This window comes from Pseudofrankia sp. DC12 (genome assembly GCF_000966285.1).
Classification (GTDB): domain Bacteria; phylum Actinomycetota; class Actinomycetes; order Frankiales; family Frankiaceae; genus Pseudofrankia.
On sequence record NZ_KQ031391.1, the window covers coordinates 762,495 to 780,518 of the forward strand.

The following is an 18,024-nucleotide window of genomic DNA, read 5'->3' on the forward strand; positions in this document are numbered from 1 at the left end:
CCCGAAGCCCTCATATTAGGACAATTGAAATATAGTTCATCGTCTCTGTAGGCTGCCTACATGGACGTCCGTCACCTGGAGCTTCTGCGCGACCTGGCCGAACGCGGCAGCGTCACCGCCGTCGCCGCCGCGACCCATCGCACGCCGTCGGCGGTCTCCCAGCAGCTGCGCACCGCCCAGCGCGAGTTCGGCGTCGGGCTGGTCGAGCCGCACGGGCGCGGAGTCCGGCTGACGGAGGCCGGCCGGCTGCTCGCCGAGGCCGGCCGGGGCGTCGCCCGGGTGCTCGCCGAGGTGCAGGCCCAGTTCGACGAGTTCTGCGGCGAGCCGGCCGGGCTGGTGCGGGTGGCCGCCCTGCCGAGCGCCGCGACGCTGCTGCTGCCGGGGGTGCTGGCCGAGCTGGAGACGACGGCGATCCGGCTGGAGTGTGACGACGTCGACCTGCCGGAGCAGGAGTACGGCCGGCTGGTGACCGACTACGACATCGTGATCGGGCACAGCCTGCGCGCGGGCCCGCCGCCCGGCGCGGGCGGCCTGGTCACCGAGCCGCTGGCCAGGGAGCCGCTCGACATCGCCATGCGGGCCGGCCATCCGCTCGCCGGCGGACCCACGGTGACGGCCGGCCAGCTGGTCGACGTCGAGTGGTACGGCGTGCCGCTTGGCTACCCCTTCGACGTCGTTCGCCTGGCGGTCGAGGCGGCAGCCGGGAGGCCGGTCACGGTCGTCCAGCGGCTGCGGGACAACCGGCTGGTCGAGGCGCTGGTCGCCCACGGCGACCGGGTCGCGGTCCTCCCCCGGTTCACGACGCCGACCGGCGCCGGCCTCGCGCTGCGGGAGCTCGCCGGGCTGGACACCGGCCGCCACCTGCTCGCGCTGCTGCGCCCGGACCGGGCCGAGCGCCTCGCCGTCCGGCGCGTTCTCGCCAGCTTCCGCCGCCATGCCGCGGCCGTGGCCGCCCGCCACGGCCGGGGAACGGCGTCAGACGCTGGCCTCACCGGCCACGAGCCAGCGGGAGCCGAAGGCGCGCAGTGAGAGCGTGCCGGCGCGGGCCGCGAGGAAGCCGGCCGCGTTGGCGCCCATCAGGCAGATCACGCCCCACTGGCCGTGCGGCGCCCAACGCAGGACCGCGCCGGCCAGCACCCCGAACGCGGCCAGGTTGGTCAGGCTCGTCCAAGCGAGGTAGCGGTTGTCACCGGCGCCGATGAGCACGCCGTCCAGTACGAAGACCAGGCCGCCCAGCGGCTGGGCCGCGGCGAGCACCAGCACCGCGGGAACGATGAGCCGGGCGACCGCGGCCGAGCTGGTGAACGCCGGCCCGAGCACCCAGGCCAGGCTCGCGAGGACCGCGCCCAGGACGACGCCGCTGCCCACCCCCCAGGCGACGCAGCGGCGCAGCACCACCCGCACACCGGCGACATCACCGGCACCCAGCCGGTCGCCGACGAGCACCTGCGCCGCGATCGCCAGCGCGTCGAGCGCAAACGCGGTGGTGGTGAACAGCGTCATCGCGACCTGGATCGCGGCGAGCTCGTCCGACCCGAGCGCGGCCGCCGTGTACGTGACCAGCAGCAGCCCGGCCCGCAGGCTCGCCGTCCGCAACAGCAGCCAGCAGCCGGCCCGCGCACCGCGCAGCACCCCGGCCCCGCGCGGGCGGCCGCTCGCGCCGACCCGGCGCGCGTGGCCGGCGACCACCCCCAGGTAGGCGGCGGCCATCGCCCACTGGGCGAGCACCGTCCCGGTCGCCGAGCCCGCGATCCCCCAGCCCGCGCCGTAGATGAGGGCCGCGTTCAGCGCGGCGTTCGCGCCGAAACCGAGGGCCGCCACGACGAGCGGCGTGCGGGTGTCGTGCAGGCCGCGCAGCAGGCCGGCCGCGGCGTAGACGAGCAGCATCGCCGGCAGGCCCGCCATCGAGATCGACAGGTAGCGGGCGGCCTGCGCCTCGACCGCCTGGTCCGCGCCGAAGGCACCGACCAGCGCTGGCGTCACCCACCAGCCCACCAGCGCCAGCACCGTGCCCAGCCCGGCCGCAAGCCACAGCCCGTCCAGCCCGGCCGTGACCGCGGCCTGCTCGTCACCGGCGCCGCGCAGCCGGGCGACCGTCGGCGTGGTCGCGTAGGCGAGGAAGACCATCAGGCCGACGGCCGTCCCGAGGACCGATGACGCGAGGCTCAGCCCGGCCAACGGCGCGGTTCCCAGATGCCCGACCATCGCGGTGTCGGCCAGCAGAAACAGCGGCTCGGCGACCAGCGCGCCCAACGCAGGCAGCGCCAGCCGCAAGATCGCCTGATCCAGCCGCGGGTCCGGCCCGGCCTCCTGCCCGGCCTCCCGCGCCGGCGACGTGTCATCTGCCAGCTCCACACCGCGAGCCTGCCTCCGGCCGGCCGCGGCCGGGGCCGTCGATGACCAGTCTCACGTCCTCCTGAGCGCCCGTCTCTGAGAGTGCGTCGGCCTGACGGGCCCGCCGTCCGTTCAGGCCTCGTGGTCGCTAGTTTGGGCCAGCCCGTGGCCACGGTGTGTGGGCGAGCCGAGGGCGGCACAGGACACACGGAAATCAGGCGTCGCCCGGAGCTCGCCCCGCACGTTCCACGTGCCCTGGAACGGACCCAGCCTCGGCTCATACCGTCTGGTCACCGATCACGCACCACAGTCATGGCGGGATGAGTGAAGCAGCGCGGCCCGCGGGGAGGGCTGTGCGGCGGGGCGCTCAGGGCGTGACGCTCGGCGGGCCCGTCTGACGATCAGCGGCCGCCCACGCGGCACCGGTTCCGGCGGATCAGCGATCGCCTCCTCCAGCCGCGCCCGGGGGCGCCTCGGCGAGCGAACGGGTGTTCGAGGATAATTCGGGATCGCGACCCGCGCGAAGACCGAATTTCAACGGAAGTGCGGGAAAAGCGGTCTTCGGTGGGTATGTCGACGGCGCGCCGCAGGGGAGTCGCGGTGCGGTCGGTCCTGAGCACATGAGGTGGGTTTTGGGGATGGCGTTTCGACTGCCCTTGCGTACGGCGCCGACGCGCCAGGACGCCGGACAAAGACCGGACTCGGCCGTACCGACGCCGCCGGACGACGACCCGTCCGCCGGCGGCCCGGCGCCGGCCGACGCTCCGGGCCCGGTACCGCCCGGAAGCGCGGAGGCGCGGCGGCTGCTGGACGACGCCGCCGCGCTGCGGGTCCTGGCGGACGAGGCCCTGGCCCAGGAGGAGGACGCCCGCGCCGAGGTCGCGCGGCGCTTCCAGGCGGTGCGCGCGTCGCTCGCGCGGCGCGACCTGGCGACCATGGACGTCGAGCGGCTGAAGGACACCGCCAGCGACAGGCTGCCGTTCCCGGCGCTGCGCCGGGCCGGCTACCGGACGGTGGCCGACCTCGTCGACGAGCGGCCGGAGGCTCTTGCGACGCATCCGGGCGTCGGCGGGCTGTCGGCGACCCGGGCGATCGGCGCCGCGCGAGCGCTCGAGGCGGCCGCACGGGAACGGCTCGGCCTGCGGGTCGCGCTGGACCCGAGCGACGAGCGGGCCACCGACCTGCTGCGCTGGCTGCGCCGCGTGGTGGCGCTCGCGGACGCGCTCGACGACGTGCGCGGCCCGGCCGGGGTGCTGGCGAACGGTCTGCCACCCCTGCTCGCGGCGGCGGCGCCGGCCCGCGGCTGGACCCGGATGCTGCTGGCCGGTGAGCGCCGCCGTGTCGCGGCCCGCCAGGCCCTCGACCGGGTCCAGCGGCTGCTGGCCGACGCCACGGCCGGCGGGATCGCCGAGCGGCTGACGGCGGCGGACCGGCTGGCCAGTTCGGCCCCGGGTGACACCGGCGTCTGGGGCGGCTTCGAGCGGGCGGCGGTCCGGTACTACGGGCTGCTGGGCGAGATCGTCGGCATCCGGGACACCGCCGACGCGGCCGCCGGGCAGCTGCCGGAGGACATCGCGGCCCGGGTCCGGGAGCAGCGCCTCGACGGCGAGTTCCGGACCGTGTCGCTGCGTGGCTACCAGGCCTTCGGCGCGAAGTTCGCGCTCGCGCAACGCCGGGTGATCCTCGGCGACGAGATGGGCCTGGGCAAGACCGTCCAGGCGATCGCCGCGCTCGCCCACCTGCGCGCGCTCGACCAGACCCACTTCCTGGTCGTCTGCCCGACGTCGGTGCTGGTCAACTGGCTGCGCGAGACCGCCCGGCACAGCACCCTGACCGCGCACCGCCTGCACGGCCCGGACCGCGCCGACGCTGTGCGGCGCTGGGTGGCCGAGGGCGGTGTCGGCGTCACCACGTTCGACACCCTGGCCGCGCTCGCGCTCCCGACGGCGCTGCGGTCCCGCGTCGAGGTGCCGACGCAGCGGGACCGGGTGCGCCGCAGGCGGACCGTCGCCGCCGGGCCGGCCGGGCCGCGGATCGCCATGCTGGTCGCCGACGAGGCCCACTATGTGAAGAACCCGGCGACGAAGCGGGCCGAGGCACTGCGGGCGCTGGTCAACCGGGCCGACCTCGTGGACCGGGTGCTGTTCCTGACCGGCACGCCGATGGAGAACCGCGTCGAGGAGTTCCGCCGGCTGGTCGGCTACCTGCAGCCGAGCCTGCTGCCCGTCAACCCCGCCACCCGCCGGCCGCGGGACGCCCCCGAGCTGTCCCCCGCCCGGTTCCGGACCCTGGTCGCGCCGGTCTACCTGCGCCGCAACACCCAGGACGTGCTGTCCGAGCTGCCCGAACGGGTGGCGACCGACGAGTGGGTCGAGCTTGGCTCACGCGCCGAGCAGGCCGCGTACCGCAAGGCGGTGCTCGACCGGCAGTTCATGGCGATGCGCCGGGTCGCGTTCACCGGCGACCCGGAGCACTCGGCGAAGCTCGACCGGCTGGTCGACATCGCCAGGGAGGCGGCGGAGAACGCCCAGCGGGTGGTCGTCTTCTCGTTCTTCCTCGACGTGCTGGACGTCGTCGGCCGGCGGCTGCGCGCGGACCCGGGCTGCGGCGCGGTGTTCGGGCCGATCACCGGCTCGGTCCCCGCCGAGGAACGCCAGCAGCTGGTGGACGACTTCGGCGCCCAGCCCGCGCCGGCCGTGCTGCTCAGCCAGATCGCCGCCGGCGGGACCGGGCTGAACATGCAGGCGGCGTCGGTGGTCATCCTGTGCGAGCCGCAGGTGAAGCCGACCCTGGAGGAGCAGGCGATCGCCCGCCTGCACCGGATGGGCCAGATCCGCACCGTGCAGGTGCACCGGCTGCTGACGACCGACAGTGTCGACCAGCGGCTCGTCGAGATCCTGGCCGCGAAGCGGGTCGAGTTCGACGCGTACGCCCGCCGCAGCGACCTGGCCGACGCGGGCCCGGAGGCACTCGACGTGTCCGACGAGGTGCTCACCAAGCAGGTCCTCGAGGAGGAGTACGCCCGGATAGCGAAGACCGGCGCCCGCGCCTGAGGCTGGCGCCCGGTCCGAGAAGGGGCGTCTCGGCGCGGGCGGGCGTACCTCGCCGGCCCGCGCCGAATGCCCTCCCGAACGTTCCCGAATGCCCTCCCGAACGTTCTCAGTGTCTTTTCGTGGTGCCCGTGTGGTGACCGCCGTGGCCGGCGACGAGGAAACCGATCACGCCGATGACGACCAGCGCGGCGACCACCGCGAAGAAGATCTTCAGCTTGCTGTACGGCCGCTCGCCCTGGATCTCCCCGGTCATGCCGTTGACGAGGATCTGCCAGCTGCGCCCCGCGTAGAGGAACGTGGCGATCCACAGCGGCAGCAGCATCAGCTTGAACGTGACGTTGTTGTGCTGCGTGTTCACGCGGTGAATCCGCTGCTCGTCGCCGCCGATGTCGTGCCTGACGTCGTCGGCGATGACCTTGGCCATCCGGTTCTTCGCCTCCTCGAAGCCGGACTCCGGCTCGAGGTCGTAGCGCAGCGCGAAATGCCCGGCGAGGAACTGCTGCTGGAACGGCTGGGCGGCGTCCAGCGGCCAGGGCGCCAGGTCGTCGACCTTTTTCGGCGGCAGCACCGAGCTGCCGGGCACCAGCACGTCGTCGAAGACCCGGTCGACGTTGCCCTGCGCGTGGTGCCAGCGGGTCTTCTGCACCTGGCGGGTCTGCTGCCTGCCCTCGCTGTCGGTGTAGGACTCGGTGACCCAGTAGTGATCGCCGCGTTCGCCGTCGTAGCCGGAGAAGGTCTGCGAGTCGAACGTCCAGTGCGGGACGTACGTGCTCTTCATCGACTCGGTCTCGGTGACCTTCTTCAGCGCCTTCGGCGCGAACCACCGGGACGACGTCCACTTGCGGACGGCGTCGCGGACGGCGCTTCGGTCCAGGCCGAACGGCAGCACGCCCTCGGGCACGATCTGCCCGGTCGCGGCCGGGTCGATCACCAGTGGCGAGCCGCAGAACTGGCAGAGCGTCGCCGTCTCGTTCGACTCGCTGCGGGCCGCGCAGCGCTGGCAGACGTAGACGTAGGCGCCGATGCTGCCGACCGGCTTGCGGGGCAGCGTCGCCAGGTTCTCGATCGCGATCTCGTGGATCTCCCGGTCACCCGCGGCGATCTCCTGGCGGAAACCGCAGTACGGGCACTGCATCGACGTCGAGCCCGGCGCGAACTCGAGCCGCGCGCCACACCCACCGCAGGGATAGGTCGCCGACGCGACCGATGCCTGCTGGAACCCTTGATCGGTCATTGCTTCCTCAGCTGTGGTGACGCGCTCAGGCCTGCGGCGGGAGCGGCGGGGGGACGCTGCCGAACAGCGGCGCGAGCTCGGCGACCTGCGCCGCCGCCGTCCAGGCCGCCATGCCGTTCTTCCAGACCAGCGTGTCGGGCCGCAGCTGGCCACCGGAGACCTGAAGCGCGAGCTGGGCGCGGTCGAACGGGCCGAGCTGCTGGCCACCGACGCCGAGGAACCACTGCTCGGGCGTCGGCAGCGGCGGCGGCGCCGACGGCGCCTGCGGCTGACCAGGCTGCTGGTAACCGGGCTGCTGGAACCCGGGCTGCTGGAACCCGGGCTGGCCGACGCCGCCCGCGGCGCGCTGGCCCAGCGCCATCCCGAGCCCGATCCCGAGGCCCTCGCCGGCGCCGCCCTGGTTCTGCGCCGCGGCCTCGATGGCGTTCGCGGTCTGGAACTGGGTGTACTGGTCGAGATTCCCGAGAATGCCCATCTGGCTGCGCTTGTCGATGGCCTCCTCGACCTCGGGCGGCAGCGAGATGTTCTCGATGACGAACTTGGGAATGGCGATGCCGTACGGAGCGAGCTCCTCCGTCAGCGCCTTCGCGAGCGTCCCGCCGAGCTGGTCCTGCCGGGTGGCCAGGTCGAGCATCGGCACGTGGGCGTTCGCGAGCGCGCCGCCGAGCCGGCCGACAATCAGCTGGCGCAGGAACTCGGAAACCTCTTCGGTGCGGAACTGCGGGTCGGTGCCGGCCAGTTCCTTGAGGAGCAGCGAAGGGCTCACCACCCGCATCGCGAAGGCCCCGAACGCCCGCAGCCGGACCATGCCGAACTCGGGGTCCCGGACGATCACCGGGTTCTGGGTGCCCCACTTCAGGTCGGTGAACTGCCGTGTCGTGACGAAGTAGACCTCGGCCTTGAAAGGCGAGTTGAAGCCGTACTTCCAGCCCTTGAGGGTCGACAGGACCGGCATGTTCTGCGTCTCGAGGGTGTACATGCCGGGCGGGTACGCGTCGGCTATCTGGCCCTCGTTGACGAAGACGGCCGCCTGCGACTCCCGCACGGTGAGCTTGGCGCCCATCTTGATTTCGTTCTCATAGCGCGGGAAACGCCACACAATGGTATCCCGGCTGTCGTCGGTCCATTCAATGATGTCGACGAACTCGCCGCGGATCCGGCCCATGATATCCACGTTCGCACCACCCCCGGAGCCTTCGGCGCCTGTCGCCACACCACCTGTGGCGCCAACTTCGTGGCGAACCATACCTTCCGGTCGCCGTGCGGGTGGATCGTGTCCGCTAGTTGTCAGGGCGCAGAGAACTCAGGGGACGGCGCGAACGGGCCTAGCGCCCGGTGAACCGGGGCGGCTGCTTGGCGAGGAAGGCCTCGACGGCGGCCCGGTGGTCATCGGCCTCGCCCTGCGCCGCGGGGTCCCGGCCCTCGGCGGCCAGGACCTGCGCCAACGAGGCGGCCCAGGCCTGCCGCATGGCGTGCTTGGCGATCGCGTAGGCACGGGCGGGGCCGCCGGCCAGCCGCCGAGCCAGAGCAGCCGCGGCGGGCAGCAGCTCCTCGGCGGGCAGGACCCGCCCGACCAGCCCCCAGCCGAGCGCGTCGTCGGCGGTGAACGGCTCGGCCAGCAGCACCAGCTCGCTGGCCCGGGCGGCGCCGACCACCTTGACCAGGCTCGCAGACAGGCCTGTGTCCGGGGTGAGGCCGCTGCCGGTGAACGCGGTGGTGAACCGGGCGCCGGCCGCGGCCAGGCGGACGTCGCAGGACAGGGCGAGGCCCAGGCCCGCGCCCGCGCACGTGCCGTTGACCGCCGCGACCACCGGTTTCGGCATCGTCGCGAGGGCCGCGACCACCGTGCCGTAGTGGTCGGCGGTGGTGTCGAAGGCGTCGCGGCCCTCGGCGCGCACGGCGGCGGTGTGCTCACGCAGGTCCCGTCCCGCCGAGAAGACCCCGCCGGTGCCGGTGAGCAGGACGGCGCGCACCGCGTCGTCCTGGGCGACCCGCTCGACCGCCTCGCGCAGCGCGATCCTCGCGGCGCCCGTAAGGGAGGGCGTGGTCATCGTGAGCGTCGCGACCTCGTCGGTAACCGTGCAGGTCACGGCGCCAAGCGTGCCGGGCTCACTGCGGTGGCGACCATCCATGCCGGCAGACTACTGTCTGTCATCGAATCTTGGACATCCGTAGTCCGGGATGGGACGAGCCGCGCCCGTAGAATCCGCCCGGTGCATGTGGTCTCGCTCGGATTTCGTACCGACCTGATGCTGCGCCGGCTGGCCGGCGCCGTCATCACCGAGCAGCCGTCCTACCTGGCAGTCCGCACCCCGGCCAATCCCGGCTTCTGGTGGGGCAACTTCGTGCTGGTCGACCGGCCGTTCGGGCCGGGCGACGCGGACCGCTGGGCGGACGTCTTCGCCCGCGAGATCCCCGGCGCCACCCACCTCACGCTGGGCGTGGACGGCACCGAAGGCGACGCGGGCGACGCCGCCGAGCTGGCCCGGCTCGGGGTGACCGTCGAGGTGGACACGGTTCTGACCGCCACCCGGCTGACCCCGCCCGCCAGGCCGCCGGCCGGCGCCACGATCCGGCCGCTGGCCGGTGACGACGACTGGGGAGCGGCCTTCGAGCTGCGGCTGGCCGCCCACGGCGAACAGGACGCACCCGCTGACCAGCGCCAGTACGTGCGGCGCAAGCTCGCCGAGGAACGCGCGCTCTGCGACGCCGGCCACGGCGTCTGGTTCGGGGTGTTCGTCGACGGCCGGCTCGGCGCCAGCGCCGGGCTGTTCGCCGACGCCGACGGCCTGGGCCGCTTCCAGAGCGTCGAGACCCATCCCGAGCACCGCCGCCGTGGCCTCGCCTCGGCCCTGGTCCACCGCCTGGGCGGCTGGGGCCGCACCGAGCTGGGCGCCCGCACGCTGGTCATCGTCGCCGACCCCGAATACCACGCGCTCCGCCTCTACCGGGCGCTCGGCTTCACCGACACCGAGAAGCAGGTACAGCTCTACCGGGAGCCCCCGCCGGCCGAGGCCTGACCGCCGGCAGCCGGCATGGGCGGGGCCATGGGCGGGGGCATGGGCGGGGCCGCGTCGCGGCGGGGTGGGCTGTGTGAGAGTTACGGACATGCCCGTCACGCCGAGCGTCCCGTTGCCGGCCGCCCTCGCCGCGTACCACGGGCCGCCGGCCTTCGGCTGGCCGTCGGCGGCGGGCCGGTGGACGTTCGACCCGGCGCTGGTGGTGTTCGCCGCGGCCGCCGCGACGGGCTACCTGCTCGCCGTCGCGCGGGTCCACCGGGCGGGTGGGCGCTGGCCGGTGGCCCGCACGGTCAGTTTCCTCGTGCCGGGAGTCGGCCTGGCCGCGCTCGCCGGGGTGTGGTGGGTCGGCGCGTACGCGCAGGTGCTGTTCTGGGACTTCACCGTGCAGGTCCTGCTGCTTCTGCTGGTCGCGCCGATCTTCCTCGCGTTCGGCCGGCCCCTGTCGCTCGTGTACGCGGCCGGCGGCCGGCCGGGCCGGTTCGTCGGCCGGGTGCGCGCGAGTGGCCCGTTCCGGGTGGCGTCCCATCCGGCGTTCGGGCCGCTGCTGGTCCCGATCGTCGTGTTCGCCGTGTACTTCACCGGGCTGTTCACGGCGGCGCAGCGGGACGTCGCGGTCGGGGAGACCGTCCAGATCGCCCTTGTCCTCGTGGGTTTCGTCGTCGCGCTGCCGCTGGCCGGTGACGACCTGGCGACCTCGACGACCAGCCTGGCGATCGCCGGCGGCATGTTCTTCGGGGTGCTGGAGCTGCTGCTGGACGCCGCCCCGGGCATCTTCGTGCGACTGCGCCATGGGCTGCTCGCGCCCGGCTACTACGCCTCCGTGCACCGGCCCTGGGGACCGTCGCCGCTGAACGACCAGCATGTCGGCGGGACGATCCTCTGGACGGTCGCCGAGGTCGTCGACCTGCCCTTCCTCGTCCTGCTGGTCCGGCGCTGGATCAAGGTGGACGCCGAGGAGGCGGCCCGCGTCGACCGGGAGCTCGACGCCCTGGCGCTGGCCCGGCCCGCCTCCACCGGGTCGCCCTTCTCGGGCGACGGCGAGACCGTCAGCGCTGCCGCGGCCCAGGAGGCCGAGCGGACCCGGCCCTGGTGGGAGACCGACGCCGACTACTTCGGCGGCTCCCGCGCCGCCCGGTTCCGCCGCGCCAGCACCGAGGACAAGCGGACCGAGCCCTCCTGACGCTAACCGTCCGTAGGGGCGGTCTTCGCCGTTCTTGTTGCCGCTTGCGGTCTGGTAAAGGCACGATCCCCACGGTTACGTCGCCGGCTCGACGCCCGTAGTGGCGCGCCGGGGCCGAACGGCCAGGGCGTGACCGGACCCCGGGGGCCGGTGTGACGCTGCTGCGCGACCGCAGGTTCCGGCTCCTGTGGTCGGGCCAGCTGCTGTCGAACATCGGCGACTGGTTCCTCCTCGTCGCCGTCCCGGTGTACGTGTTCGGGCTGACCGGCTCGACGCTGGGCACCGGGCTCGCCTTCGTCACCCAGATGCTGCCGGCCCTCATCTGGCCGCCGGTCGCGGGCGTCCTGGTGGACCGGATGGACCGGTTCACCGTGATGATCGTCGCCGACGTGGCCCGCGCCGGGATCATGCCCCTGCTGGTCCTCGCCGACGGGGACCGGCTCTGGCTGGTCTACGTCGTGCTGCTCGTACAGGCGTCGTTCGCGCAGTTCTTCCTGCCGGCCCGCCAGGCCGTCATCCCGGAGGTCGTCGGGCGCGGCCGGGAGCTCGAACGCGCGAACGCGTGGTTCTCCCTGTCCAGCGGGCTCATGCGGCTCGCCGGCGCCCCGCTGGGCGGCCTGGTCTACGCGGCGGCCGGCTTCCACGCCGCCGTGCTCGCCGACAGCACGACCTACGCCATCTCCGCGTCGACGCTCGTCGGGGTGCGCGCGCTGAGCCGGCGCCCAGGGTGCCCAGGGCCCGGCCCCGTCGCGCCGGCGCCCGGCCCCGGCCAGGCAGCGGTGTACCTGCGCGAGGCGGTCGACTTCCTGCGCGGCCACCGCGTCCTGTCGGGGCTGCTGCTCGTCTCGGCCGTCTTCGAAGGGGTGGACGGCGCGCTCAACGTCCTGTTCGTGCCTTACGCGGTCCACACCCTGGGCAGCGGTTCCGGCGGAGTCGGCCTGCTGTTCGCCGCGCTGGGCGTCGGCTTCCTGCTGAGCGCCCCGGTGGGGCGGCGGGTGGCCGAGGCCCGGCGGCTGCGGGTCGGCCTGGCCGGGTGCCTCGCCGTGATCGATGCGTGCCTCGCGGTGTTCTTCCACACCCACGCGTTCGTCGTCGCGCTCGTCGCGATGGGGATCGTGGGCGTGCCGGGCGGCGCGTTCGCCCTGGTCGTCCAGGTCGAGCTGCAGCGCGGAACGCCGTCGGCGCTGCTCGGGCGGATCAGCTCGGCGTTCGCGGCCGGCCAGATGATCGCGGCGCTGCTGGGTGCCACCCTGTCCAGCGTCGCCGTGCGGCCGCTGGGCCTGACCGTGGTCGCCGACGCGGCCATGGTGGTCCTCCTGCTGGGCGCGGTCGGGGCCGTGGCCCTTCTCCCCGCCGGCCGGGTCCGGGAGAAGGCCGACCCGGCCCGGCGGACCAGAGCCCACCCGATGCCGGCGACGCCACCCGGCGAGGCCGACGCTCCCGGCTGACCGGCCACCCCGGCGCCGTGCCTGCCGCGCCTCGCGCGGGATCAGGGCAGCAACAGGCAGCTGTCGCCGAACTCGTGCCAGAGGTAGCGGGCCCGTACCGCCTCCCGGTAGGCGTCGGCGACCAGGTCCCGGCCGGCGACGGCGACGAGCAGCTCCAGGTGCGACGCTCCGGGCACGTGCCAGCCGGTGACCAGCCCGGTGACGGCGCGGGCGGGCCGGTCCGGCCCGAGGACGAGGCCGGTCCAGCCGGCCGCCGGGCGCACCGACCCGTCCGGCCCGGCCGCCGACTCCAGCGCACGGGTGACGGTGGTGCCGACCGCGACCACCCGGCCGCCCCACCGGCGGGCCGCGTTCACCAGCCGCGCGGTGTGCGGGCCGACCTGGAACCGCTCCGGCTGCGGTGGCTCGCCGGGCTCCTGCGAGGAGATGCCGGTGTGCAGCAGGACCGGCGCCACACCGATGCCCCGGCTGACGAGGTCGGTCACCAGCTCGGCGGAGAACGGGCGCCCGGCGCTCGGCATCTCCGCACTGCCCGGGTCGCGGCCGAACACCGTGCGGTAGGCCTCGATCGGCTGCGGCTCGGGAACGTAGGAGTAGCGGATCGGCCGGCCCACCCGGGCCAGGTAGGCGACCACACCACCCTCGACCGGGACGTGCGCCTGCCACAGCCGGCGCTGGCCGGCCGGGTGCTGGGCCACGGCCGTCAGCCGGACACCGGCCGGCAGCGCGAGCTGCTCCCCCGGGCGCAGGTCGGTGACCGGGCCGGTGACCGCCTCGCCCGCCGGGCGCACCTCGACGACCCAGTCGCCGTCGTCCAGGGCCGTGGCGAAATGGACGGCCACCGTCTGGCCGCCCGCGCGAACGCCGGTGACCGCCGCGGGCAGCGTCCCCGAGGTGTTGACGACCACCAGGTCGCCCGGGGCGAGGTGGTCGCCGAGCTCGCTGAACCGGGCGTGCCGAAGGTCGCCTGGCCGGGCGGCGAGCAGCCGAACGCCGTCCCGCCGGGGCGGCGGAGCGGCCGCCTCCAGGCCCGCGGGCAGCTCGAACACCACCGCGCTCGCCGCGTCCCGGGCCTGCTCGGCCACGTCGTGCTCAGCCCGGTCCCGCGGCGTCCTGGCGACCGCGGGCGTGCGCGGGCCGGTCATCGGTCCGCCCCCATCGGCTCCAGTTCCGCGGGGGCCCCGGCGCGGTAGCGGCCGCTGGGTGGGCGGGTCTCCAGCAGGCGCAGGATGGCCGGCACGACCTGCTCCGGGCGCGGCCGGTCGGAGATGTCCTCGCCTGGGAAGGCCCGCTGGTACATCTCGGTCCGCATGTCGCCGGGGTCGACGGCGTAGGCGCGTATCGCCGGCTCCTCCTGGCCGAGGACGGCGGTGAGGTGGTCGAGCGCGGCCTTCGACGGCCCGTACACGCCCCAGCCGGGAAAGGCCTCGACCGCGGCGTCCGAGCTGATCGCGAGCCACGTCCCACCACTCGCGCGCAGCGCCGGCAGCGTCAGCTGGGCCAGCGCTAGCGCGGCGAGGACGTTGGTCTCGTAGACGGCCCGGACCGCCTCCAGCGGCGCGGCCGCGAGCGCCGGCAGCGGGCTCGGGCCCAGGTCGCTGGCGTTGGCGACGACGAGGTCGAGGCGGCCGAGGCCGGTCGTCGCGTCGACGACGGCCTGCCGGTGCGCCGGGTCGGCCACGTCGCCGGCGACCGCCACGAGGGAGGGTCGCGCGCGGACCGCCTCGTCGAGCCGCGTGGCGTCCCGGCCGTCGATGACGACCCGCCAGCCGCCGTCGGCGAGCGCGCCGGCCAGCGCGCGGCCGAGCCCCCGGGAACCTCCGGTGATCAGTGCTACTGGGTTGGTTGGCATGCCGCGATCGTCATTCTTAAAGTTAACTTGAAGTCAAGCGGGCGGGGCGGCTCCGTCGGAGGCGAGGAGATGGCATGCAGGCGGCCGATCTGCTGACCGTCGGCGAGGTGTCCGAGCGCAGCGGCGTCGCGGCGTCCGCCCTGCGCTACTACGAGGCCCAGGGCCTGCTGGCGGCGACCAGGACGACCGGCAACCAGCGGCGCTACCCGCGCCATGTGCTGCGCCGGCTGTCGTTCATCCGGGCGGCGCAGAACGTCGGCCTGTCGCTGGAGGAGATCAGGTCCGCGCTGGCGGCGCTGCCGGACGGCCGCACCCCGACCCGGGACGACTGGGCCCGGCTCTCCCGGGCCTGGCACCAGCGGCTCGACGACCAGATCGTCGCCCTGCGCAAGCTGCGCGACGGCCTGGAGTCGTGCATCGGCTGCGGCTGCCTGTCCCTGGACCGGTGCGCGATCTCGAACCCGGGCGACATCATGGCCGGCAACGGCCCGGGTGCCGCGTACTTCCCGCGCGCGCTGCGGGGCACCCCCACGCACCACGGCTGACCTGCGCAGGAACTTGTTCTTGCCCGCGGGGCCGATCCGGTTATAGATGTCGTGTGACGTAGCTAACCTCGGTCCGGTCGGATCGAGATGGCAGTCGGATCGAGGCGGCGCAGGCCGGCCGGGTCACGGTCGGCGGTACGCCCGCGCGGGACAGGAGCAGGCTGATGATCGCGCTTGAGCAGCGGCGAGACGCGACCGCCGGGACCGCGGCCAGGAGAAAAGGCGTGCTGGGCCTCGCCCGGATCGCGGAGTTAGCCGAGACCGGCACGGTCCTCAACGACCAGCCGGAGGTCAGGCTCAGCCTCCAGGTGACCGGGCCGGGCCTCACCTTCGCCACCGCGGCCCGCGTCGCCGTCGGGGGCGCCCGGCGGGCCAACGTGGACGCCGGGCAGCTTGTCGTTCTCGTTGACCCGGCCAGCCGCGGGTACCAGATCGACTGGGACCGCAGCGCCCTCGTGAACGGGCTGGTGCCCGCGCGGTTCGCCTTGTCCGGCGGCGGGGTCCGCGACCTGACCGGCCAGACCGGCCCGATCATGGAGATCCTCCAGATCCTCTGGGCGCACAACGTGTCGCTGAGCCGGATGTCGGAGCCCGGCACCGACCCGGCGGTGGGCGAGCAGGTCCAGGCCGTCCTGCGCCGACCCATGGCGCAATAGGACTACACGGATGGGCGCGGATGCCGCACGATGGGCCAGTGGCGAAGACCCTTGACGTCCTGACTGCCGCCGCCTGCGTCCGCGACGGCGCCGGCGGCAGCCCGACGGCGGTCCTCACCGGCAGCCACGACCTGGGCGACGCGGACCTCGCGCGCATTCCGGCCCGGCTGGGCGCCTCACACCTCGCCGTCGTCCGCCCGGGTGACGGCGTCCGGGAGCTCCGCTTCTTCACCACGGCCGGCGAGCTGCCCAACTGCGGGCACGGCACGATCGCCGCGGTCGCCGTGCTGGCTCTCGCCGACCCGCGCGACGGTTTCGACGGCCCGCTACGCGCGGCCGGTCGGGAGTTCGAGGCGGCCGGCACCGTCCGACCGCCGCCCGGGGGTGACGGCCCGCTCCTGGTCGACGCCTGGTTCGACCAGGGCGCGGTGGAGACCCGTGCCGCGACGGCGCCGGAACGCGACGCGTTCCTGGCCGCACTCGGGCTGTCCCCCGACGCGCTGCATCCCGACGACGAGGTGTCGGTCGCCTCCCCCGGCCGGGAACGCCTGATGGTCCCGGCCGCCGGTCGCGCCACCCTGGCCGCCCTGCGTCCCGATCAGGACCGGCTGGCCGCCGCGAGCCGCCGTCACGGCCAGCTCGGCTGTTTCGTCTACGTCCCGCCCTCCGCCGGGCAGCCGGCGGCGGCGCGCATGTTCGCCCCCGCGATCGGGGTGCCCGAGGACGTCGCGAACGCGAACAGCACCGGCTGCCTCGCCGCCCATCTCCTCGCCACCGGCCGCGGCCCGGCCGTCACCGTCGACCAGGGCGACGCGCTCGGCCATCCGTCGACGGTGCGGGCGACCGCGGCCCGGACCACCCGCGGTATCGCGACCCGCGTCGGCGGGGCCGTACACGTGCGGCGCGCCGGCCGCGTCGCCGACTCGCTCTGACCGCCACGCGGCCGCCGGACGACGATGTGCGGAAAACAAACGATGTGTGGAATACATCGGCACAGGTCGAGCGTTCCACCGGAGTTTGCGGCGGCTCTTGTGGGGCCGTTCGTCCTCGCAGCGCCATCCGAGCCCTCCGATCTGAAGGACCCGAGTTGACCGCTTCCCTGGACACCGACGGCCCCACCAGCTCCGCCGGCGGCCTCGCGCCGGCCGCGCCGGCCGCCGGTCTTGATGACGCCCGCGGTCGCACCCCGCTCGTGATCAAGCTCCTGGTCGGCGCCACGTTCACGGTCATCCTCAACGAGACGATCATGACGAACGCCGTGCCGCGACTGATGGTCGACTTCGACATCAGCCCGCGGGCCGCGCAGTGGCTCTCGACCGTCTTCATGCTGACCCTGGCCGCGCTCATCCCGGTGACCGGCTGGTTCCTGCAGCGGGTCACCACCCGGATGGCGTACGGCGTCGCGATGGCGACCTTCTGCGCCGGGACGGTGATCGGCGCGACCGCGCCCATCTACGCGGTCCTGCTGGTCGGCCGGGTCGTGCAGGCCGCCGGCACCGCCGTGATGATGCCGCTGCTCATGACGACGCTGATGACCGTCGTCCCCGAGCGCGACCGCGGCCGGGTGATGGGCACCGTGACCATGGCGATGTCCTGCGCCCCCGCGCTCGGCCCGGCCGTGTCCGGCGTCATCCTGCAGCTCGGGTCGTGGCGGCTGATCTTCGTCTTCATGCTGCCGATCGCGGCCGTCGTCGGCCTCGTCGGGCTGCGCCTGCTGGAGAACATCGGCGAGACCCAGGCCACCCCGGTCAGCTGGGTCAGCGTCGTGCTCGCGGCGGCCGGCTTCGGCGGCTTCCTGTTCGGGCTCAGCGAGGCCGGCGCCCTCAACAGCGTCTACGTCGGCCTGATCATCGCGGGCGGGCTCGCGCTGGTCGCGGCGTTCATCGGCAAGCAGCTGCGCCTGCAGCGGGTCGGCAGCCCGCTGCTGGACCTGCGCACGTTGAAACACCGCACGTTCAGCGCCTCGCTGCTGCTGCTGGCCGCCGTGGACATGGCGTTCCTCGGGTCGATGTTCCTGCTGCCGCTGTACCTGCAGGACACTCGCCACCTCAGCTCGCTGGAGACCGGCCTGCTGGTGATGCCCGGCGGCCTGGCGATGGGTGTGCTCGGCCCTCCGGTCGGTCGCCTCTACGACCGGTATGGCGCCCGGCCACTGGTCATCCCCGGCGCCGCCTGCTCGGTCGTCGCGCTCGGCACACTCAGCCAGATCGGCACCCACACGCCGTACCTGCTGGTGCTGGCCGCGCACATCGTGCTGATGGCCTCGCTGGCCGCGGTCATGACGCCGGTCTTCTCGGTCGGCCTCGGAGACCTGCCGGCCGACCTCTACGCCCACGGCAGCTCGCTGTTCGGCACGATCATGCAGGTCTCGGGCGCCATCGGCACGGCCCTGCTGGTCGTCATCTCCCAGGCCCGCCAAAGCAGCCTGATCCACGCGGGCGTGGCGTCCGCCGAGGCCACGGTGGGTGGGCTGCGCTGGGCCTTCGCCGGTGGCGCCGCGTGCGCCATCGCCACGACCCTGCTCGGTCTGCTCCTCCCCCGAGCCGCCAGCAGAACCCCCGACCCCGACCTCGCACAGTCCGCGACCGAGGCCGAGCTGGCCGAGCCCGCCACCCCCGAGGCCAGCCTGGCCTGACGCGGCAACTTCACTGGCCCCGGCCTCGTCCTGCTTTGCGGCCGCGGGACCAAGCCATGCCACAACC

The 18,024-nt window shown here is 74.2% G+C and carries 15 protein-coding genes; 9 read left to right on the plus strand and 6 right to left on the minus strand.

Translation table 11 applies throughout. The annotated features are described in order from the left end of the window. Window positions 1-60 precede the first annotated feature (60 nt). Window positions 61-1,029, plus strand: a complete 969-nt coding sequence (locus FRADC12_RS03025) for a LysR family transcriptional regulator (protein ID WP_045875462.1) — start codon at window positions 61-63, stop codon at window positions 1,027-1,029. Here FRADC12_RS03025 and FRADC12_RS03030 read toward each other — a convergent pair. Then, the gene (locus FRADC12_RS03030; protein WP_157488674.1) at window positions 976-2,355 is read right to left on the minus strand and encodes an MATE family efflux transporter; all 1,380 of its coding nucleotides are present in this window, start codon (window positions 2,353-2,355) and stop codon (window positions 976-978) included. The genes FRADC12_RS03025 and FRADC12_RS03030 overlap by 54 nt on opposite strands. 617 nt (window positions 2,356-2,972) lie before the next feature. On the opposite strand from FRADC12_RS03030, the gene FRADC12_RS03035 reads away from it, so the two are divergent. Next, window positions 2,973-5,387: a DEAD/DEAH box helicase gene (locus FRADC12_RS03035; RefSeq protein ID WP_232303576.1), complete on the plus strand. Its 2,415-nt coding sequence runs from the start codon at window positions 2,973-2,975 to the stop codon at window positions 5,385-5,387. A gap of 106 nt (window positions 5,388-5,493) precedes the next feature. Here the strand turns inward: FRADC12_RS03035 and FRADC12_RS03040 are convergent, their stop codons facing one another. The 3 genes from FRADC12_RS03040 to FRADC12_RS03050 all read right to left on the minus strand — a co-directional run bounded on the left by FRADC12_RS03040 (window position 5,494) and on the right by FRADC12_RS03050 (window position 8,711). Beyond that, window positions 5,494-6,621, minus strand: coding sequence for a TFIIB-type zinc ribbon-containing protein (locus tag FRADC12_RS03040; RefSeq protein ID WP_045875463.1), 1,128 nt, complete (start codon window positions 6,619-6,621; stop codon window positions 5,494-5,496). Window positions 6,622-6,646: 25 nt separating this feature from the next. Beyond that, window positions 6,647-7,786 carry an SPFH domain-containing protein gene (locus FRADC12_RS03045; protein ID WP_232303577.1) on the minus strand — a complete coding sequence of 380 codons (1,140 nt, stop codon included), beginning with the start codon at window positions 7,784-7,786 and terminating at the stop codon, window positions 6,647-6,649. 160 nt (window positions 7,787-7,946) lie between these two features. After that, complete coding sequence (locus tag FRADC12_RS03050) at window positions 7,947-8,711, minus strand: enoyl-CoA hydratase/isomerase family protein (RefSeq protein WP_232303578.1); 765 nt, start codon at window positions 8,709-8,711, stop codon at window positions 7,947-7,949. Window positions 8,712-8,834: 123 nt separating this feature from the next. Here FRADC12_RS03050 and FRADC12_RS03055 point away from each other — a divergent pair, with 123 nt between their 5' ends. The 3 genes from FRADC12_RS03055 to FRADC12_RS03065 all read left to right on the plus strand — a co-directional run bounded on the left by FRADC12_RS03055 (window position 8,835) and on the right by FRADC12_RS03065 (window position 12,269). Next, window positions 8,835-9,641 (plus strand): GNAT family N-acetyltransferase, encoded by an 807-nt coding sequence (locus FRADC12_RS03055; protein ID WP_045875466.1) that lies wholly within the window; start codon window positions 8,835-8,837, stop codon window positions 9,639-9,641. Window positions 9,642-9,729: 88 nt separating this feature from the next. Beyond that, complete coding sequence (locus FRADC12_RS03060) at window positions 9,730-10,821, plus strand: cytochrome c oxidase assembly protein (protein ID WP_045875467.1); 1,092 nt, start codon at window positions 9,730-9,732, stop codon at window positions 10,819-10,821. Between the two features lie 152 nt (window positions 10,822-10,973). Then, window positions 10,974-12,269 (plus strand): MFS transporter, encoded by a 1,296-nt coding sequence (locus FRADC12_RS03065; RefSeq protein WP_052710660.1) that lies wholly within the window; start codon window positions 10,974-10,976, stop codon window positions 12,267-12,269. A 41-nt stretch (window positions 12,270-12,310) separates the two neighbouring features. Here FRADC12_RS03065 and FRADC12_RS03070 read toward each other — a convergent pair whose 3' ends face one another. Together FRADC12_RS03070 and FRADC12_RS03075 are read right to left on the minus strand one after the other, a co-directional pair. Next, window positions 12,311-13,414, minus strand: a complete 1,104-nt coding sequence (locus FRADC12_RS03070) for an S-adenosylmethionine:tRNA ribosyltransferase-isomerase (protein ID WP_232303579.1) — start codon at window positions 13,412-13,414, stop codon at window positions 12,311-12,313. Continuing rightward, entirely contained in the window at window positions 13,411-14,121 is a 711-nt protein-coding gene (locus FRADC12_RS03075; RefSeq protein ID WP_045875468.1) for an SDR family NAD(P)-dependent oxidoreductase, read from the minus strand. The genes FRADC12_RS03070 and FRADC12_RS03075 overlap by 4 nt, the downstream gene beginning before the upstream one ends. Window positions 14,122-14,195: 74 nt before the next feature. Here FRADC12_RS03075 and soxR point away from each other — a divergent pair, with 74 nt between their 5' ends. From soxR to FRADC12_RS03095, 4 genes are all read left to right on the plus strand, one after another. After that, window positions 14,196-14,666 carry a redox-sensitive transcriptional activator SoxR gene (gene soxR / locus FRADC12_RS03080; protein WP_045875469.1) on the plus strand — a complete coding sequence of 157 codons (471 nt, stop codon included), beginning with the start codon at window positions 14,196-14,198 and terminating at the stop codon, window positions 14,664-14,666. 164 nt (window positions 14,667-14,830) lie between these two features. Then, window positions 14,831-15,322, plus strand: a complete 492-nt coding sequence (locus tag FRADC12_RS03085; RefSeq protein ID WP_052710661.1) for a hypothetical protein — start codon at window positions 14,831-14,833, stop codon at window positions 15,320-15,322. A 38-nt stretch (window positions 15,323-15,360) separates the two neighbouring features. Beyond that, a complete protein-coding gene (locus tag FRADC12_RS03090) occupies window positions 15,361-16,254 on the plus strand; it encodes a PhzF family phenazine biosynthesis protein (protein WP_084010417.1) in 894 nt (297 codons plus the stop codon). 155 nt (window positions 16,255-16,409) lie between these two features. Then, window positions 16,410-17,957, plus strand: coding sequence for an MDR family MFS transporter (locus FRADC12_RS03095; RefSeq protein ID WP_084010418.1), 1,548 nt, complete (start codon window positions 16,410-16,412; stop codon window positions 17,955-17,957). The last annotated feature ends 67 nt before the right edge of the window (window positions 17,958-18,024 follow it).